Origin of the sequence: Sphaerochaeta sp., assembly GCA_022482495.1 — a bacterium.
Lineage (GTDB): Bacteria > Spirochaetota > Spirochaetia > Sphaerochaetales > Sphaerochaetaceae > RUG023.
Window position 1 is genome coordinate 21,756 of the sequence record JAKVPA010000004.1, and the last position, 16,200, is coordinate 37,955.

The following is a 16,200-nucleotide window of genomic DNA, read 5'->3' on the forward strand; positions in this document are numbered from 1 at the left end:
TTCTTCAGTATCGTTGTTCTTCCACCGGATCGTGAAACACGATGGCCGAGCGTACCTTGGTCACCGCTTCGTCCCCGGCCAGTTGCCTGACCAGCGAGAGGGCGAACGGAATGGTCGAGCCCAGCGCCCTGCCGGTGGTGATGTTCCGGTCCACCACCACGGGATAATCCACGGAGATCGCCCCACACAGTTTGTCCTTCAACGCGGGGAATACCGTGGCGTGGTATCCGTCCAGCACCCCGTAGCCGGCCAATGCGGCCGGTCCGCCGCAGACGGCGGCGAGCCGTTTGCCTTGGGCTGCCAGATCGCGGCACAGCTTCTTTGCCATGCCATTCGCCATGAGGACATCCACTCCTTTCAGTCCTCCGGGGAGCACGCACAGCTCCACTCCCTTCTCATCCACATCCTTGATGGTCAGATCTGTTTGGATCACCACATCGTGCAGTGAGACGACCCGATGGGTCTCGTTCACCGATACCGTCTGGGTGGTGATGCCCGCCCTCCGCAGGATGTCCACCACCAAGAGCGCTTCGCTCTCTTCACATCCATCCGCACACAGCACCAATGCTTTTCCCATGTCCCTTGCCTCTGGACTTCTACCATAGCATCATCGGTATATAAAGTAAAATAATTGAAATAAATATAACAATAAGTTATACTTATGATATGGATGCACGAATCACTACGTTCCTCACCATATGCCAGACGATGAACTTCACCAAGGCGGCACGGAAACTTGCTCTCAGTCAGCCGGCCGTCACCCAGCAGATCCATTCGTTGGAAGCGGAGTTCGGCGTGTCGCTGTTTGATCGCACCTCCCGTGCCATTACGCTGACGGTGGCGGGACGGTTGCTCAGGGATGTGTCCGTCACCCAGGCGGATGACGAGGCGCTCCTCAGGTCCCAAATGCGCCGGACGGAGGAACAGCCGCCCCTGACGTTGGGGGCCACCCGGACCATCGCCGATTTCGCCGTGGCAAAACCGTTGGCCGGTTTTCTTGGCAGGCATCCGGAGAGCAGAATCCGGCTGAAGGTGGACAACACCCGCTCCCTCCTCTCCGCCATCCGGGATGGGGTGGTGCAGTGCGCGTTGGTCGAAGGTTCATATGATCCCACGCTGTTCGACGCCATGCCGTGGCGCAGCGAAGCGTATCTGGCCGTCTGCGCCGCGAGCCACCAATTCCCCGCGGAACCCCGGATGCTGGGGGATCTTCTGGGGGAGCGCTTGATCATCCGTGAGCCAGGCTCGGGGACGCGCCAGATCATGGAGGACGTGTTGCGGTTGGAGAATCACTCCCTTTCCCAGTTTCCCCACGTGACGGAAGTGGGGTCGATGATGACGGTACTGGAGTGCGTCGAGCAGGACGCCGGGGTGAGTTTCATGTACCGTCTTGCCGCAGAGCAGGGTATTGCATCCGGCGCGCTCCGTGTCCTTCCGCTTCGCGGTTTTCCCTTGTACCATGACTTCACCATGGTGTGGAACCGGGGTAGCCGGTTCGCCGACCGATACCGGTCGTTGTGCCGGGAATTGAATGGCTGAAATCCATTGCAGAAAACAGAAAGATACAGTACCTTATGGTTAGGAGGTCCTAACCGAAAGGGTGGATTATCCGGAGGATGGTATGGAACAGATTACGCTTGGCATCGAGGGTATGGCGTGCGGGATGTGCGAGGCGCACATCAACGATGTGGTGAGGAACAACTTTCCGGTGAAGAAGGTCACCTCGTCCCGGCAGAAGAAGCAGACGGTCATCCTGACAGAGAAACCGATCGATCTCGACCATCTGAAAGAGGTGGTGGACCAGACGGGGTATCAGGTGGTGTCCGTGAAGACCGCTCCGTACGAGAAGAAGGGATGGTTCTTTCACAAAAACGGATGAACGTACGCGACGGTTCGTTTTGGGAGAAAACGGCTCCGTGGTATGACCGTTTCATGCGTCGCGACCGGCATCTGTACGATGCGGTGTGCGATGGCATCCGGCCGTATCTCACCCCCTCGTGGCATGTGGCGGAGGTGGGGTGTGGAAGCGGACAGCTTTCCTTCCCTCTGGCGCCCCTCGTGGCAGACTGGGAGGCCAGTGACCGGTCCGCCGCGATGATCCGTCAGGCGAGGCTTCACAGGAGGGGGAAAACGTTGCATTTTTCCGTCCTGGATGCCACGCGTTTGCCGTATGCGACGGAAAGCTTTGATGCGGTGGTGGTGGCCAATGTCCTGCACATGATGCCCCAGCCGCAGAACGCGCTTGGGGAGGTGCATCGGGTGTTGAAGGATGGCGGGTTGCTGTTCGCTCCGACGTTCATTCGGGGAAAGACGACGGTACGCAAGCGGTTCCTCCAGGCTCTGGGATTTGAAGTCCTTCATCCCTGGGATGAACCGGAGTTCCTGAAATTCCTGCAGTCCCATGGGTTTGTCGTCAGGGAGAGCCGGGTGTTGCAGGGAAGCGTCTCTCCGCTCTGCTTCGTGGTGCTGTCCAAGGAGGGAAAATGAACGATCGTCTGGAAACACTCAGGGAAGACGAAGAGACGACGGTGACCCGGCTGAGCAACGCGACGGGGGAATTCTTCCGCACCCGGCATCACCTGTTTCCTGGCGTCGACCTGGTGTACAACGACGCCCACATCCAGTCCTGCGGGCCGATCCCTTCCGGTTCTTCCCGTGTGCTGGAGATCGACCACTGCAAGGAGGGAAGGCTGGAGCGGGAGTGGGGGGAGCGGTACGTCTACCTGTCTCCGGGAGACCTGTCCATTTCCCGAAGGACGGAGGCGGATGATCGTCTGTGGTTCCCCACCAACCACTACCACGGCATCTCCCTGTTGGTGGATGTGGACGCCTCCCCGCCCTGCATGTCCTGTTTCCTGGAAGACGTGGACGTGCGGCCCGCCTCCTTGGAACGAAAGTTTTGTGGGAAGGAACCCTGGTTCGTCGCCCGGGAACGGCCCTGTTTCCAGCACATCTTCAGCGAGATGTACGCCGTGCCGGAGGCGATCCGCAAGGGATACCTGAAGGTCAAGGTGTTGGAGCTGATGCTGTTTCTCAGCGGGATGGACCCGGCCGAAGCGGAACACCCCCGCTTCTCCAAGGCGCAGGTCGATCTCGCCAAACGCGCCAGCCGGTACTTGTGCGCCCATCTGGACGAGAAGGTCACCATCCAGGAACTGGCCCGGATGCTGAAGGTTTCTCCGACCCTGCTGAAGACCAGTTTCCGCGGGGTGTACGGCATGCCGCTGTACGCCTACGTCCGGACGATGAAGATGCAGGCCGCCGCCCAGATGCTCCGAGGCTATGGCGGTACGATCCTCCAGGTGGCGGAGACGTACGGCTATGAGAATGGCAGCAAGTTCGCCAAAGCGTTCCGTGATGTGATGGGGGTGGAGCCCAGCGCCTACCGGGATGGTTCGGTCGCTTTTTGATGGGTTTGTGTCCGATTGGATTCAATTGCGCATGAATGGAGTGGAGCGGAGGGAAAAAACCGGGTATGGTTGGCAAGAAAGCGAGGAACGGATGCTGGACGAACTTCTGGTTAGGTTCGCCTCACCGACACTGGCGGGGTTGAAGACAGGTAACCTGTTCCCCTGCCCGGACAGGGATGAGGAGGGCCTCAGACACTCCCTCAGGGACGCCAATCGACGCCTTGGTCCGAAAGGGGTGCGGGTTCTGTACTGTCGGTGCCATGACGGACGGCTTCTGGTGTACGTCTACCGTCCGAAGCGGCTTTCCGACGACTGGAAGGACAGTCAGGCGAAACGCCTGTTGCTCCAGGCGGGGTATTGTCCGGATGGGATGGGATCGTGCGTGCGGGAACTGCTTCGTCGCCTTGCTTCGGACGCTCCGTTCCCCCATGAGGTGGGGTTGTTCCTTGGCTATCCTCCCGAGGATGTGACGGGGTTCATCCAGCACAAGGCGCAGAACTGCAAGTGCGTCGGGTGCTGGAAGGTGTATGGGGATGAACAGCGGGCAAAACGGCTGTTTCGTCAGTTTGGAATGTGTACGGAATGCTACCATCGGGCGTTGTCCTGTGGTACGCCACTGGAACGGCTGGTGGTGGGGTTTCCGGAAGGAAGGAAAAAGATATGAGCAAGATTGCGGTGGTATATTGGAGCGGAACGGGAAACACCCAGGCGATGGCCGAAGCGGTGCGTGATGGCGCGAAAGGCGCCGGAGCGGATGTTGATTTGATCACCGCTTCGGATTTTGGCGCATCCAAGGTCCCGATGTATGACGCGATCGCGTTCGGATGCCCTGCCATGGGGGCGGAGAACCTGGAGGAAGGGGAGTTTGAGCCGATGTTTGACGCTCTGGTCAAATCCCTTGCCGGCAAACGGATCGCTCTGTTTGGTTCGTACGGATGGGGGGATGGCGAGTGGATGCGCAACTGGGAAACCCGGTGCGAGGAAGCGGGAGCCACGCTGGTCCATGACAGTGTGATCTGCCAGGAAGCCCCGGATGCCGATGCCCTTGCCGCCTGCGGCACGTTGGGAGCATCGCTGACCAAGTGATGCGCTGATTTTGGAATCTGGCCCGGAAACGGACATGATGATACTACACTCCTTGGGGCCTGCCTTGTGGCGGGCCCCATTTCACATCTTTCCACTTCCCCAAATGGGGGAGAAGTGCGGTATACTGACGCCGTCGGGAGGTGCGACATGCCAGATTGGCTTCGTTCAGCGGTGTTCTATGAGATTTATCCGCAGTCGTTTCAGGATTCCAATGGGGATGGGATCGGGGATATTCCCGGGATCATCCGTCGTCTGGATTACATCAAGGGTTTGGGGTGCAACGCCATCTGGCTGAATCCCTGCTTTGATTCTCCGTTCCAGGATGCCGGCTACGATGTGCGGAATTATCTTCGCGTCGCGCCCCGATACGGAACGAACGATGACTTGGAGCGCTGTTTCCAGGAAGCCCATCAGCGGGGGATGCATGTGATCCTCGACCTGGTGCCTGGCCATACCTCCATCTCCCATCCGTGGTTCCGCAACAGCCAGAAGGCCAGGCGGAACCGGTACTCCGACCGGTACATCTGGACGGATTCCGTCTGGAACAAGAGCACCAATCCTCCGTCGGTCAGCGGGGAATCAGAACGGGACGGGGCGTTCTGCCTGAATTTCTTCGCCTGCCAGCCTGCGTTGAACTACGGCTTTTTCCATCCGACAGCTTCGTGGCAGAAGCCGATCGATGATCCTGGCGCCCTGGCTACCCGGGACGCGATGAAAGACGTGATGCGCTTCTGGCTGGAAGCCGGATGTGATGGCTTCCGGGTGGATATGGCGGGTTCCTTGGTGAAGAACGATCCCCAGTGGACGGGCACATCCATCGTTTGGCGTGACATCCTCTCGTCGGTGCGGAAGGATTTCCCCCAGATGGCGGTCGTCAGCGAATGGTCCGATCCCCCCAAGGCGGTGGGGCAGGCGGGGTTTGATTCCGATTTCTATCTGAGCGAGCATGGCAACGGCTACGCGTCCCTGATGCGGAGCGCCACGCCGTTCTTCAGTGCGGAAGGAAACGGGGACATCACGCGTTTCATCGACGAATACGTCCCCTGGTACGAAGCGACCAAACAGACCGGGTTCATCAGCATGATCACCGGCAACCATGACACCATCAGGATCAGCAGGAGCCTGGACGAGCGGCAACTGCGGCTCGCCTACGGGTTCCTGTTCACCATGCCGGGGGTTCCGTTCCTGTACTATGGCGACGAGATCGGGATGCGGTACCTCCCTTTGAAAAGCAAGGAAGGCGGCTACCAGCGCACCGGTTCGCGCACGCCGATGCAGTGGGACCGCGGTGCCAACCTGGGCTTCTCCGACGCTCCCGCAAAGGAGTTGTATCTGCCGGTGGATTCCTCATCCGACGCTCCGACGGTGCAGGCGGAGGACGGGGATCCGTATTCGCTGCTCTCCTTCGTCCGTTCTCTGCTGGCGCTTCGGGAGAAGGAAGCGGATTTGGGCAGCACGCCCAACTTCCACGTAGTGTATGCCGAGAAGGGGAGCTACCCGTTTGTCTACCAGCGGGGAAAATTCCTTGTTGCCGTCAATCCGAAGGATCAGAAGGTGGATATCCCGCTTTCCCAACGGGGGACGCTTCGCTTCGGCGTGGGGGAGGCCAGGCTGGATGGAACGACACTGTCCATGGGAGGACAGTCGTTCGCCGTCTTCACGCTTCGGTGACGATGTACTTCTCCACCATCATCACCGGATGGTAGGAGAGTTTTGATTTCCTCAGCCCTTCAAGCCCGACATCTTCCTGGCGGTTGACATACAGGATGTCCGCCAGGTACATCTCGGCGTACGCCTGGTTGATCACGCTGTACACCCCCATGTAGCTGGTGTCCGCCTTCTCGAAGTGGGAGATGGCCAGCGTCTTGTCGACAATCTCCCCGATGGTGAACGCCACCAGCTTCCCGTCGATGCGGATGGTCGTTCCGATGAACCCCAGCTCCTCCCAGTAGGTCAGCGCCCGCCGGATGGCGCTCCGCTCCTGCTCCGTTTCCTTGTCGTCCGTGTTGCTCTGCATCCAGCACCAATCCAGGTTCAGGACGTCAGGGATGTCCGCTTTGGTCAGCGGCTGAGCCTCGTAGGTGTAGTCCCGTCTGAACTGGGAGATGTGGTTCCGCTTGCTCTGCAGGTGTTTGCCTGAGAGCGTCACCAGTTTCTGTCCGCTGTACAGGTAATCATCCAGATTGCGCGTGTGTTCGATGTGGTATCCTTTTTGCTCCAGCTCCTGGGCCTGTTCCTTGGGAACACACTCCAGGGCGAAACGGGTACCGGTTTCCTTGCAGTATGCGTTCAGTTCGGACAACGCCGCGTCAATATCGTCGGTGATGGGATAGAGGAACGCGTCCTGGACTTGGTTGTGCACGTAGAGTGCGGTATCGGTTTTTGCGATGGTGATGTGGTCGGTCGGTTCCCAAAGCATGCAATAGGAGAACTGGTATTCGTAGGCAAGGAGGGAAGAACCGACGGTAAACAGGGACTGGTCAGCCAATGTAGGTTGGTGAAAAATCATGGTACCAACACGAATAGCACGCCACGCAGGCTCCGTCAAGGGGCTGAAAAAGTTTGTCTCCCCTGTCTCACGGTGGTATGATGGAAACAAAAGGAGGGGGATTCCGTGGATTCCGTCATTACGGTCATCGCGCCGGAAGCGATGACACCGGCATTGCTTTCCAAGACATTTTCTTGTTTGAAATCTGCGGATTTCCACTATCATGCGGTCTTTCGGATGGGGCGGTACGCCACGATGGAGACGGTGCTCCGATGCTTGAAAGCCGCCCGTGACCTGCCGGTGACCATCGAGGCGAACGGCTTGTTGGTCTCTTCCTCCCTCTGCTCCGTGCTCCGTGACGCCCATGCAAAGGTGGTGTTCCTGCAGGATGGCTACCCCAATTCCACCACGCTGTTCGCCAACAGCCTCGTCTTGAAGGAGATGGGGATGGATGCGACGTTCCGCGCTTCGTTGGATGAGGAGCGCGCCGAGACGTTGGTTCCCTGGATGTGGCTGGATACCCTTTCCAACGCCGGATTCACCAGCTTTGAGTATACCTGCCAGCCAACGCTCTCCCCGTTCCTGTTCCGCTCATTCCTCTCCGCCCTGTTTTCCTACTGGCATGCCGAAAAGCCGGTGGAGGTGAAGGTGCCGCAACTGGACGCGTTTTCCACCATCGTCCAGGGGGGACGTCCACCGCGGTGCGTGTATCGTGGGGTGTGTGACATCCAGTACGCCGTGGATGGGGACGGTTCCGTCTATCCCTGCCCCCTGTACGCAGGAAACGCCGCCTATCGGTTGGGAAACGTGGCAGAGGATACCAAACGGAGTCTGGATCGGAAACGCCGGGAGAGCGGGTTCATCAACCAGTCGCTGGTCCATGGCCAGGCGTGCCAGGCGTGTCCGTTTGAGAAGTGGTGCCACACCGGCTGTCAGGCCCAGCGCAGTCCGGTGACCGGCCAGTTGTACCGGTGCGCCTCGTACAAGGGATTATTCGCCCGCTACCGAAAAACATTCCCAGCGCAATGAAGAGCGGAGTCATCCACAGGCTTGAGGACAGTACCGGGGTGACGGAAAGGATGGGGGAGAGGGGGAACCGTCGGGACGGTATGCAGGCGGCCAGAGCCCCCAGCGGGATGGCGAACAACGGGTGGATGGCGCACAGCGGTCCGAAGGGCAGGGAAAGCCATCCCCACCATGGGGAAAGACGGGGGCGGATCAGAATCCCGATCACCATCCCGACGGAAAGGAATGGGGTGTTCGTGTACCACACCAGGAGCAGCAGGGGAATCAGCGGGAGATTTGGATTCTTGTCCATCGGCCCGAATCGGGAAGGGATTAAAAAGAAGATGGCGAACCCCCACATGGCTGCCACCAGGATCAACGGGGCTTGGGGGGAGCGCTGGGGAAGAAACAGATAGCCGCACAGTCCGATGGCCCAGAACAACGAGACCAACAGGTGGAAGAACGGGCGTTGTCCGGCGAAATCGGGGATCTGGACCAGCATCAGGACCAACAGCAGGTTTCCCACCCCAAGCAGGGGCGCGGTGAGCCAGGGGGGCGTCTTCCACGCCTGAAGAATCAAAAGAAAGGCGAACAGGACGGACAGCAGGACGAAACGGGGCTTTCCTTTGAGAAGGGGGAAGAGCGCCGCCGGAGCCAACGCGATGATCACCTGCCAGGCGGGGAGTGTGGGCACCAGAGCGTCAACGCACCCGATGGTGAGCGACAGCAGGGAGAAGGCGAAGAAGGTGATCAAAAGGGATCCCATGGCTGGAAAGTATACACCAACCCATCTGGTTGGGGCAGGGGCCGGCCGCTTCTTGCAGGAGGCGCGTCTGTCCGCTACAGTAGAGCCATGACGATCACCTATATCCATCACAGCAGTTTTTCCGTCGAAGCGGTGAATTGCACCATCCTGTTCGACTATGTGAAGGGTCCGCTCCCTGAATTCCGGACGGACAAGCCGATCTACGTGCTGTGCAGCCATCGGCACAGCGACCACTATTCCGACCGGATCTTCCGGCTGAGCGACCAGTACGATGAGGTGTACTACCTCCTGTCGTACGACATCGACAACAACAAACGGGTGCCCCCTCGGCTGCGGAAAGTGACGACGTTCATCCATCCGGGACAGGAACTCACCTTGGCCCGGTTCTCGCTTCGCGCCTTGGAGAGCACCGACGAAGGGGTGGCGTTCATCTGCAAGGTAGGGGGAAAGACGGTCTACCATGCCGGAGATCTCAACGATTGGTACTGGATTGGGGAGGATGAAGAGGAGAACAAGGCGATGCAGCGCGCCTACCGCAAGGAGGTGGAGAAGATGGATCCCCATTTCAACATCGCGTTCCTTCCCGTTGATCCCCGTCTGGAGACGACGTACAGCCTGGGAGTGAAGGAACTGCTTTCCCATACGACGGTGGATCATCTGTTTCCGATGCATTTCTGGGATGATTATTCGGTCTGTTCCAAACTGGAACAGGAGCTTGGCCGGCCGGTGGAGCAGATCACCCGCAAAGGCCAGCGGTTCGAGATTGATTGAGAGGAGAGCCTATGTATTTTCATTTCGCCCACAACAACTTCAATGTGATGGATCTGGATCGTTCCTTGAGGTTTTACAAGGAAGCGCTCGGGTTGACCGAGGTGCGGCGCAAGGTGGCGCCGGATGGGTCGTACATCATCGTTTACCTGGGGGATGGACACTCCGTCCACCAACTGGAACTGACCTGGCTTCGTGACTGGGGCAAGGACCACTACGACTTGGGGGATGACGAGTTCCACCTGGCCTTCACCACCGATGACATGGAGGCGGCCCACAAGAAGCACAAGGAGATGGGATGCATCTGCTTCGAGAATCCCGCCATGGGCATCTACTTCATCAGCGATCCGGACGAGTACTGGATCGAGATCGTGCCGGAGAAGAAGTGACGTGAGACTGGTGACGGAGCGGTTGGAACTCCGCCATTGGCGGGTGGAAGACGCACAGGATTTGTATCAGGCGGCACGCAACCCCCACATCGGTCCGATGGCGGGGTGGAACCCCCACCAGAGCGTCCAGGAAAGTGAGGAGATCATCCGTACGGTGCTCTCCAAGCCGGAGACCTGGGCGGTGACGCTGAAGGGCTGTGGGGCGTTGATCGGGTGCGCCAGCATCATGACGCTTCCGGAAGGGTCTGCGCCGATGGGCCCTGGAGAAGGGGAGATCGGGTACTGGATCTCTGAACCGTACTGGAACGTGGGCTTCGCCACGGAGGTGGCGTGCGCATTGATCCGTCGGGCGTTCGTCGATCTTGGCTATTCCGGTCTGTGGTGCGTCTGCCTTGCGGAGAACGCTCCGTCCCGCCGGGTCCAGGAGAAATGTGGCTTCACGTTCCATCATGCGCGAGAAGTTGTCCGGCCGATCATCGGGGATACGAGGGTCGACCGGTTTTCCTTTCTCTCCGCTGAGGATTGGAAACAACAATCTGTTTTCTGACCGGCAATTCGTCGGGAAATGAGCGAATTTACATGGTAGTGTATTCGTTTCTCGTGATGTTTTCACGAAAAACGAGTGATTCATCAACCGGAAATCTTGACAGAATCTGGGGGAACATCAACGATGAGGGGGTAGAGCGCAGGGGTAGTGGGAAAAGAAAGTGAACGTTCCGTCGTGGTTGGTCATCAATGGGTATTCCTTCGTGTTTTTGGTCATGCTCGTCCTGTTTACGGTGAAGAACCGGGAAAACAAAACGCGCCAACAACGGCTGTTCCGTTTCATTCTGCTGTTTTTGATGGTGTTGCTGGTCAGTGATACCCTCAGCCGCCTGCCCATTACCGGTCCGGTCTCCCGCTTCGTGGTCATTGCCGGCAATTTCCTGATTTTCCTGCTGGATCCCTTGATGATCTTCGTGTGGACATTGTACGCCGGCACGTGGTGTGGGGTTGACCTGACCCACAAGCGCCATTGGTTCATTCCGTTCTGGATCTTCTGCACCCTCAATGAAGTGATGACGGTCATGACGCTCTGGACGGGATCTTTGTTCTGGTTTGATGCTGCTGGTGTGTATCATCGTGGCCCGCTGTTCCTGGCCCGGGCCATCCTGATGCTCCTCGGTTTGATTTACCTTGAGGTGTTCGTCATCGCCAACCGGTTCGCCGTGGAGGGACGGTATTCCCGGTTCTTCTTCTCCCTTCCCTTGATTCCATTGGTAGGCGGCGTGCTCCAGACGGTGTTCTATGGATTGTCGCTGGGGTATGCGGGTGCGACCGTCGCGCTCCTGGTCGTTCATGTATTCGCCCAGAACCAGGACATCAACATCGATTACCTTACCGGAGCGGACAACCGCAGACGGTTGGATTTCACCATCAAGGAGAAGGTCAAGGCGCATACGATGTTCTCCGCCATCATGCTGGACATCGACCATTTCAAGGCGATCAACGACACCTACGGGCACGGCATGGGGGACATCGCGCTGCAGGATACCGTCACGTTGCTCCACAGGAGTGTTCCCAGGGATGCGATGATCGCCCGGTACGGCGGGGACGAATTCTGTGTGGTGCTGGATATCCGGGACAAGGAAAAACTGGATCTTGTGGTGGAGGAGATCGGCAGGCAATTGGACGCGTACAACGCCAAGCATCCCCATCCGTTCCACCTGGGCTTCAGCATTGGTTGTGATGTGTTTGATCCGTACGATAAGATGGATGCCGAGGAATTCCAGCGTCACATCGATGTGCTGATGTACCAGCGCAAACTGTTGTCCCATAGCCAGCAGTAACGACAGAGGTTCTTGTGCCATGGTTGGCCAGGATGGTACAATCATCGGGAAAGGAAGCCAGGGAATGTCCAAATTGCTTGATGCGCTCCGGGCTTGGGGCGCTGATGTGGATGGGGGTATGGAGCGGATCTATGCCGATGAAGAGTTCTATACCAAGTGTCTGAAACTGGTGTGGAACGATACGCATTTCACCGCCCTGGACCACGCGATGGCTGCAAAGAATTATCAGGATGCGTTCACCGAAGCCCATACGCTGAAAGGGGTGACGGGAAATCTGTCGTTGACTCCGTTGTATAAGACGCTTTCCGACCTTACCGAGAAACTCCGGACCAAACTCACCTCTGGGGTGGAGCCGCTGTACGAACGGGTACGGGAGCAGGAGGCGGTGTTCTTTCAGATCATGAAGGACAATGAGCAGCGGTGAATTTGGCGCAGATGCCATCGATGAGCGGACGGCTGGCAAGCCGCTCGATCCATGACTTCGGCATGCCTGAGCGGTGGTAGGCAATGCCTGCCAGCCCGCCAGCCACCGACGCGGTGGTGTCGGTGTCGTCCCCAAGGTTGACCGCCGTAAGGATGCATTCCTGATAGGACCGGGTGTTGTACAGACACCACAACGACGCTTCCAGCGTGTCGATCACATAGCCGCTGCTGTGGATTTCCTTCACCAGGGTGGTGGGGAACGAAGGGGAGAACAAGCGTTGGAAATGGGGGAATTCCGGTTTTCCTTCCACAAGCGTCCGTGCTTTTTCCAATCCGGAATCCAATGCCGTGTTCAGATCCTTGCCGTCCAGCAGCTGGAGCGCGATGGTGATGTAGATGCAACAGGCGAGCTTGCTGCGCGGGTGGGCGTGGGTCAATGACGAGATGTCTCCGGTGATCTCCATCGCCTGCCCGTAGGTGATGTGCTTGGTCTGGATGAAGAACGCGATGGGCAGGATGCGCATCAACGAACCGTTGCCGTTGTTGTACTCATCCGTTCCCCCGCACTGCAGCACGGGGATGTCCCGGATATACCGGTCGATCGCCTCGTCGGTGGTCATGCCGATGTCAAACAGCTTCCCATACGGGGTGTACATGCCCAGTTCTTCCCAGCTGCGGAACTTGTCCATGATGTCCAGATAGTTCAGGCCGGAGGCCAGACTGTCCAGGAGGCAAAGCGAAAGCGAGGTGTCGTCCGACCAGGTTCCGGGCTTCTGGTAGTGGGTCCCATACCCGGTCATGTCAGTGACGGGGTTTTTGGAAAGCTCTTCTCTGGTATTGAATTCCGCCGGCACTCCGATGGCGTCGCCGATAGCCAGCCCGTACATGCCGTCATACACCGTATCACTTTGCATGCAGACATCATACCAAGATAGAACGGAAAGAAAAAGGGTCTTGTTGAAAAACATTTTCCACACGACTTCAAAAAGATTGATGTACAATGTTTGATCTAACATCCGCTTGCATGTGGTATGGTATTATGTATAATAACAGCAACGGATGGGAACGCGTTTCAAGAAAGGACTTGGGAGATGGCCAGGGAGAGACAGACCGTACTGATCGTCGATGACGAAGAGGTGAACAGAGAGATTCTGCGGCATGTTTTATCGGAGAGTTTTGACGTCTTGGATGCCGAAAACGGCAAGGTCGCTCTGGAAGTTCTGAAAGCTCATGCCGAGGATATTTCGATGATCATTCTGGACCTGGTCATGCCGGTGATGGACGGACTGGGGTTCCTCGAGGTGTACCACAAGATGCCCGAATGGGAGAACATCCCCGTGCTGGTGGCCACCGCGCAGAACGACAGCGATGTTGGCCGGAGATGTTTTGACCTGGGTGCCTGGGACTTCATCAGCAAGCCGTATGATCTTCCTATCCTGAAACTGCGCATCAGTTCGGCCTACGCCCGCAGCCAGCTTGGCTTGATGAAATCGCTTGAGGAAGCCAACAAACGGTTGGAGTACACCAACCAGCATGACTTGCTCACCGGGCTTCCCAACCGCCAGAAATTCATGGCGGATTGCCGCAAGATGTTCGCCGAGCATCCGGATGACCGCTTTGTGATGATCCGCTTTGATGTGGAGAACTTCCGGTTGATCAACTTGATGTTCAGCATGGAGAGCGGCAATACGTTCCTGAAGTACGTTGCCAACCAGCTGGTGGAGTTCGGCAAGAGCAGGGAGTTGTTCTGCTGCGCCCACTTTCATGCGGACATCTTCGTCGCCTGCGGAAAGTGCGCGCGGGAAGGGTTGGTCATCGCGGCGATCGAGCTGTTCAAACGGAAACTGAAAAGCTATTCCATTGATTTCAACATCCGTCCGATCTTCGGCATCTACATGATCAACGATGCGAGGATCGCCGATCCGGATGACATCTACGACAAAGTCAGCCTTGCGTCTCGGCAGTGCAAACGCAACCACCTGTACGATAAGAACTATGAGTTCTACGTGGAACCGCTACGCGAAAAACTGAAGAAAATCCAGGAGTATGTCAACATCTTTCCCCGTGCATTGGAAGAGGGGCAGTTCAAAGTCTACCTCCAGCCGAAATACGAACTGGTCTCCAATACCATCTCGGGCAGCGAAGCGTTGGTCCGGTGGATCAATGACCAGGGGGAGATGATCAGTCCGGGTGAGTTCATCCCCGCATTCGAGCAGAACGGGTTCATCCTGAAGCTGGATTATTTCATGTGGGAGCAGGTCTGCAAGCTGCTCAGCCATTGGCTGAAGGAGGGCAAGCGCCCCAAGCCGATCTCCGTCAACATCTCCCGGATGGATGTGTACAACCCGGAGCTGGTCAGCCAGATCATCGAGCTGGTGGACCGGTACCAGGTTCCGCCTGAGTTGTTCCAGCTGGAACTGACGGAAAGCGCCTACGCGGAGAACCAGGAGTTGATCATCCGGACGATGGGACGCCTGCAGGAGCATGGGTTCACCATCCTGATGGACGATTTCGGCAGCGGGTATTCTTCGTTGAACGTGCTGAAGGACCTGCCCATCGACATTCTGAAGATCGACCTGAAGTTCTTGGAGAAAAGCAGCGATCCGGGAAAAGCCCGGTTCATTTTGGATTCCATCATCCGCATGAGCAGGGGCATGTCCGTTCCGGTCATCGCCGAAGGGGTTGAGGATGAACGCCAGGCGCGGTTTCTCCGAAGCATCGGGTGCGAATACGCCCAAGGCTATTTCTTTGCTCGTCCGATGCCGGTCGCGGAGTTTGAGAAGTTGGCGTTCCCCTCCCAAGAGCAGGAGAATTCCACAAGGCAACGGATGGTTTCCTCTCTGGGGGAGGATTCCACCTGGCGGGTGCTCTCCTCCAAGTTCCAGCGGTATTTCGCCTCCTGCAACAGTGCCATGGCGCTGTATACCTATGACGGCGAGCAGCTCTGCTTCCTGCAGTCCAACCGTGTGCTTGATGAATTGTTCGGCGTAAAGGGTGGGCAGATGGCGTTCACGGAAGACCCCATGAGCATCATCTCTTCCATTTCCCAGGCGGATGTGGAGGACGTGCTCTCCAAACTCTCACCGACCAATCCGTTGGCCCAGTGCGAGATTCTGTGTAATCTTCCGGAGGGCAAGGACATCTGGCTGACCCTGCAGCTGATGTTCATCAGCCAGATCGGCAACCAGAAGGTGCTCCTCGGCATGGCGGATGACATCACCAACCGCAAGATCGTTTTGGAGCAGATGGGTGAGTTCCGGACGGAAACGAACGTCACCATCCGCAAGAACGGTGTCATTTTGCTCATCGAGCCGGATCGCAGTGTCGTGGGACGTGTCCGGAATGCCCTTTCGGCGAATTACGTGGTCTTTGATGTGGCAAGCGGTGGCAGCGGCCTGCGGTTCCTCAGTGAATCGTTCGAGCCGGTGGACGCCATTCTTCTGGATTGTGGAGCGCCGGGCATCAGTTGCTCCGCCTTCGTCCTGCATATCCGTTCTTCGTCCGTCTCGCGTATCCCGGTGATCGTCATCAATGGAGCAGGTGTCCCCGGAGCGGATGGATACCTTGACTCGTCCTTCAGTCCGGAAGCGTTGCTTACCCTTTTGAAAAAGGTGATCCCGCAGAACCGCGTCAGCGATTGATCGGTTTCCCGATGCTTTGGTAGGTGAGGATCTCCTGTTCCATTCGTTCAGGCCATTCGGAGATGGGGATGGTATCCTCCACCTCCGTCTCTTCGCTGTCCAGATTGACCACTCGAATATCCACTTTGGTGGGGTCATCCGTATTGAAATAAACACTCATGGCATAGTTCGGCGTGAGATAAAAGGAACATCCGTCGGCATCTTCCATGATGACGAAGTGCTTGACGGACAGCGAATCGGACACCGGAACCGGGTCGTCGCTCTTTTCTAGGACGGGCAGATATCCGATGAAGTCCTTCCCGCTGAAGATACGGAAATCAAGGGTGGTTGGCATATGGGGGAACAGCGTGGTGAGAAACTGCCGAACAATCCTTACCATGATACACAAACCTCCT

Annotated in this window: 18 protein-coding genes; 14 read left to right on the top strand and 4 right to left on the bottom strand. The window is 57.6% G+C overall.

Annotation, left to right across the window (positions count from 1 at the left end; translation table 11 throughout):
• Positions 1-4: 4 nt before the first annotated feature.
• Positions 5-577: a DJ-1/PfpI family protein gene (locus LKE28_05500; GenBank protein MCH3907698.1), complete on the bottom strand. Its 573-nt coding sequence runs from the start codon at positions 575-577 to the stop codon at positions 5-7.
• A gap of 89 nt (positions 578-666) precedes the next feature.
• Between LKE28_05500 and LKE28_05505 the strand changes: the two genes are divergently transcribed.
• From LKE28_05505 to LKE28_05535, 7 genes are all read left to right on the top strand, one after another.
• Positions 667-1,539, top strand: a complete 873-nt coding sequence (locus LKE28_05505) for a LysR family transcriptional regulator (GenBank protein ID MCH3907699.1) — start codon at positions 667-669, stop codon at positions 1,537-1,539.
• A gap of 82 nt (positions 1,540-1,621) precedes the next feature.
• Entirely contained in the window at positions 1,622-1,879 is a 258-nt protein-coding gene (locus LKE28_05510) for a heavy-metal-associated domain-containing protein (protein ID MCH3907700.1), read from the top strand.
• Positions 1,876-2,487: a methyltransferase domain-containing protein gene (locus LKE28_05515; protein MCH3907701.1), complete on the top strand. Its 612-nt coding sequence runs from the start codon at positions 1,876-1,878 to the stop codon at positions 2,485-2,487. Before LKE28_05510 ends, LKE28_05515 begins: the two co-directional genes overlap by 4 nt.
• Positions 2,484-3,410: an AraC family transcriptional regulator gene (locus LKE28_05520; GenBank protein ID MCH3907702.1), complete on the top strand. Its 927-nt coding sequence runs from the start codon at positions 2,484-2,486 to the stop codon at positions 3,408-3,410. Before LKE28_05515 ends, LKE28_05520 begins: the two co-directional genes overlap by 4 nt.
• A gap of 31 nt (positions 3,411-3,441) precedes the next feature.
• On the top strand, positions 3,442-4,074 hold the full coding sequence (locus tag LKE28_05525) for a DUF3793 family protein (GenBank protein ID MCH3907703.1): 633 nt from the start codon (positions 3,442-3,444) through the stop codon (positions 4,072-4,074).
• Positions 4,071-4,496 (top strand): flavodoxin, encoded by a 426-nt coding sequence (locus LKE28_05530; protein ID MCH3907704.1) that lies wholly within the window; start codon positions 4,071-4,073, stop codon positions 4,494-4,496. The genes LKE28_05525 and LKE28_05530 overlap by 4 nt, the downstream gene beginning before the upstream one ends.
• A gap of 147 nt (positions 4,497-4,643) precedes the next feature.
• Positions 4,644-6,167, top strand: coding sequence for an alpha-amylase family glycosyl hydrolase (locus LKE28_05535; protein MCH3907705.1), 1,524 nt, complete (start codon positions 4,644-4,646; stop codon positions 6,165-6,167).
• Here LKE28_05535 and LKE28_05540 read toward each other — a convergent pair.
• The gene (locus tag LKE28_05540; GenBank protein ID MCH3907706.1) at positions 6,154-6,984 is read right to left on the bottom strand and encodes a phosphatidylglycerol lysyltransferase domain-containing protein; all 831 of its coding nucleotides are present in this window, start codon (positions 6,982-6,984) and stop codon (positions 6,154-6,156) included. The two genes, LKE28_05535 and LKE28_05540, sit on opposite strands and share 14 nt — an antisense overlap.
• Before the next feature lie 126 nt (positions 6,985-7,110).
• On the opposite strand from LKE28_05540, the gene LKE28_05545 reads away from it, so the two are divergent.
• From LKE28_05545 to LKE28_05570, 6 genes are all read left to right on the top strand, one after another.
• Complete coding sequence (locus LKE28_05545; GenBank protein MCH3907707.1) at positions 7,111-8,013, top strand: SPASM domain-containing protein; 903 nt, start codon at positions 7,111-7,113, stop codon at positions 8,011-8,013.
• Positions 8,014-8,842: 829 nt separating this feature from the next.
• A complete protein-coding gene (locus LKE28_05550) occupies positions 8,843-9,526 on the top strand; it encodes an MBL fold metallo-hydrolase (protein MCH3907708.1) in 684 nt (227 codons plus the stop codon).
• 11 nt (positions 9,527-9,537) lie between these two features.
• Complete coding sequence (locus LKE28_05555) at positions 9,538-9,912, top strand: VOC family protein (protein MCH3907709.1); 375 nt, start codon at positions 9,538-9,540, stop codon at positions 9,910-9,912.
• A 1-nt stretch (position 9,913) separates the two neighbouring features.
• Positions 9,914-10,459 (top strand): GNAT family N-acetyltransferase, encoded by a 546-nt coding sequence (locus LKE28_05560; protein MCH3907710.1) that lies wholly within the window; start codon positions 9,914-9,916, stop codon positions 10,457-10,459.
• 160 nt (positions 10,460-10,619) lie between these two features.
• Positions 10,620-11,741 (top strand): GGDEF domain-containing protein, encoded by a 1,122-nt coding sequence (locus tag LKE28_05565; protein MCH3907711.1) that lies wholly within the window; start codon positions 10,620-10,622, stop codon positions 11,739-11,741.
• Positions 11,742-11,805: 64 nt separating this feature from the next.
• Positions 11,806-12,165, top strand: coding sequence for an Hpt domain-containing protein (locus tag LKE28_05570; protein ID MCH3907712.1), 360 nt, complete (start codon positions 11,806-11,808; stop codon positions 12,163-12,165).
• On the opposite strand, the gene LKE28_05575 is transcribed toward LKE28_05570, so the two are convergent.
• Entirely contained in the window at positions 12,140-13,078 is a 939-nt protein-coding gene (locus LKE28_05575; protein MCH3907713.1) for an ADP-ribosylglycohydrolase family protein, read from the bottom strand. The two genes, LKE28_05570 and LKE28_05575, sit on opposite strands and share 26 nt — an antisense overlap.
• A 177-nt stretch (positions 13,079-13,255) precedes the next feature.
• Here LKE28_05575 and LKE28_05580 point away from each other — a divergent pair, with 177 nt between their 5' ends.
• Complete coding sequence (locus LKE28_05580; protein MCH3907714.1) at positions 13,256-15,805, top strand: EAL domain-containing protein; 2,550 nt, start codon at positions 13,256-13,258, stop codon at positions 15,803-15,805.
• On the opposite strand, the gene LKE28_05585 is transcribed toward LKE28_05580, so the two are convergent.
• The gene (locus LKE28_05585) at positions 15,795-16,184 is read right to left on the bottom strand and encodes a hypothetical protein (GenBank protein MCH3907715.1); all 390 of its coding nucleotides are present in this window, start codon (positions 16,182-16,184) and stop codon (positions 15,795-15,797) included. The two genes, LKE28_05580 and LKE28_05585, sit on opposite strands and share 11 nt — an antisense overlap.
• Between the last annotated feature and the right edge of the window lie 16 nt (positions 16,185-16,200).

Bases quoted from the DNA above. Each gene is read 5' to 3' on its own strand.
- LKE28_05510 (MCH3907700.1), top strand. From the start codon at position 1,622: ATGGAACAGATTACGCTTGGCATCGAGGGTATGGCGTGCGGGATGTGC.
- LKE28_05525 (MCH3907703.1), top strand. From the start codon at position 3,442: ATGAATGGAGTGGAGCGGAGGGAAAAAACCGGGTATGGTTGGCAAGAA.
- LKE28_05575 (MCH3907713.1), bottom strand. From the start codon at position 13,078: ATGCAAAGTGATACGGTGTATGACGGCATGTACGGGCTGGCTATCGGC.
- LKE28_05570 (MCH3907712.1), top strand. From the start codon at position 11,806: ATGTCCAAATTGCTTGATGCGCTCCGGGCTTGGGGCGCTGATGTGGAT.
- LKE28_05515 (MCH3907701.1), top strand. From the start codon at position 1,876: ATGAACGTACGCGACGGTTCGTTTTGGGAGAAAACGGCTCCGTGGTAT.
- LKE28_05585 (MCH3907715.1), bottom strand. From the start codon at position 16,184: ATGGTAAGGATTGTTCGGCAGTTTCTCACCACGCTGTTCCCCCATATG.
- LKE28_05530 (MCH3907704.1), top strand. From the start codon at position 4,071: ATGAGCAAGATTGCGGTGGTATATTGGAGCGGAACGGGAAACACCCAG.
- LKE28_05535 (MCH3907705.1), top strand. From the start codon at position 4,644: ATGCCAGATTGGCTTCGTTCAGCGGTGTTCTATGAGATTTATCCGCAG.
- LKE28_05580 (MCH3907714.1), top strand. From the start codon at position 13,256: ATGGCCAGGGAGAGACAGACCGTACTGATCGTCGATGACGAAGAGGTG.
- LKE28_05550 (MCH3907708.1), top strand. From the start codon at position 8,843: ATGACGATCACCTATATCCATCACAGCAGTTTTTCCGTCGAAGCGGTG.
- LKE28_05505 (MCH3907699.1), top strand. From the start codon at position 667: ATGGATGCACGAATCACTACGTTCCTCACCATATGCCAGACGATGAAC.
- LKE28_05500 (MCH3907698.1), bottom strand. From the start codon at position 577: ATGGGAAAAGCATTGGTGCTGTGTGCGGATGGATGTGAAGAGAGCGAA.
- LKE28_05520 (MCH3907702.1), top strand. From the start codon at position 2,484: ATGAACGATCGTCTGGAAACACTCAGGGAAGACGAAGAGACGACGGTG.
- LKE28_05555 (MCH3907709.1), top strand. From the start codon at position 9,538: ATGTATTTTCATTTCGCCCACAACAACTTCAATGTGATGGATCTGGAT.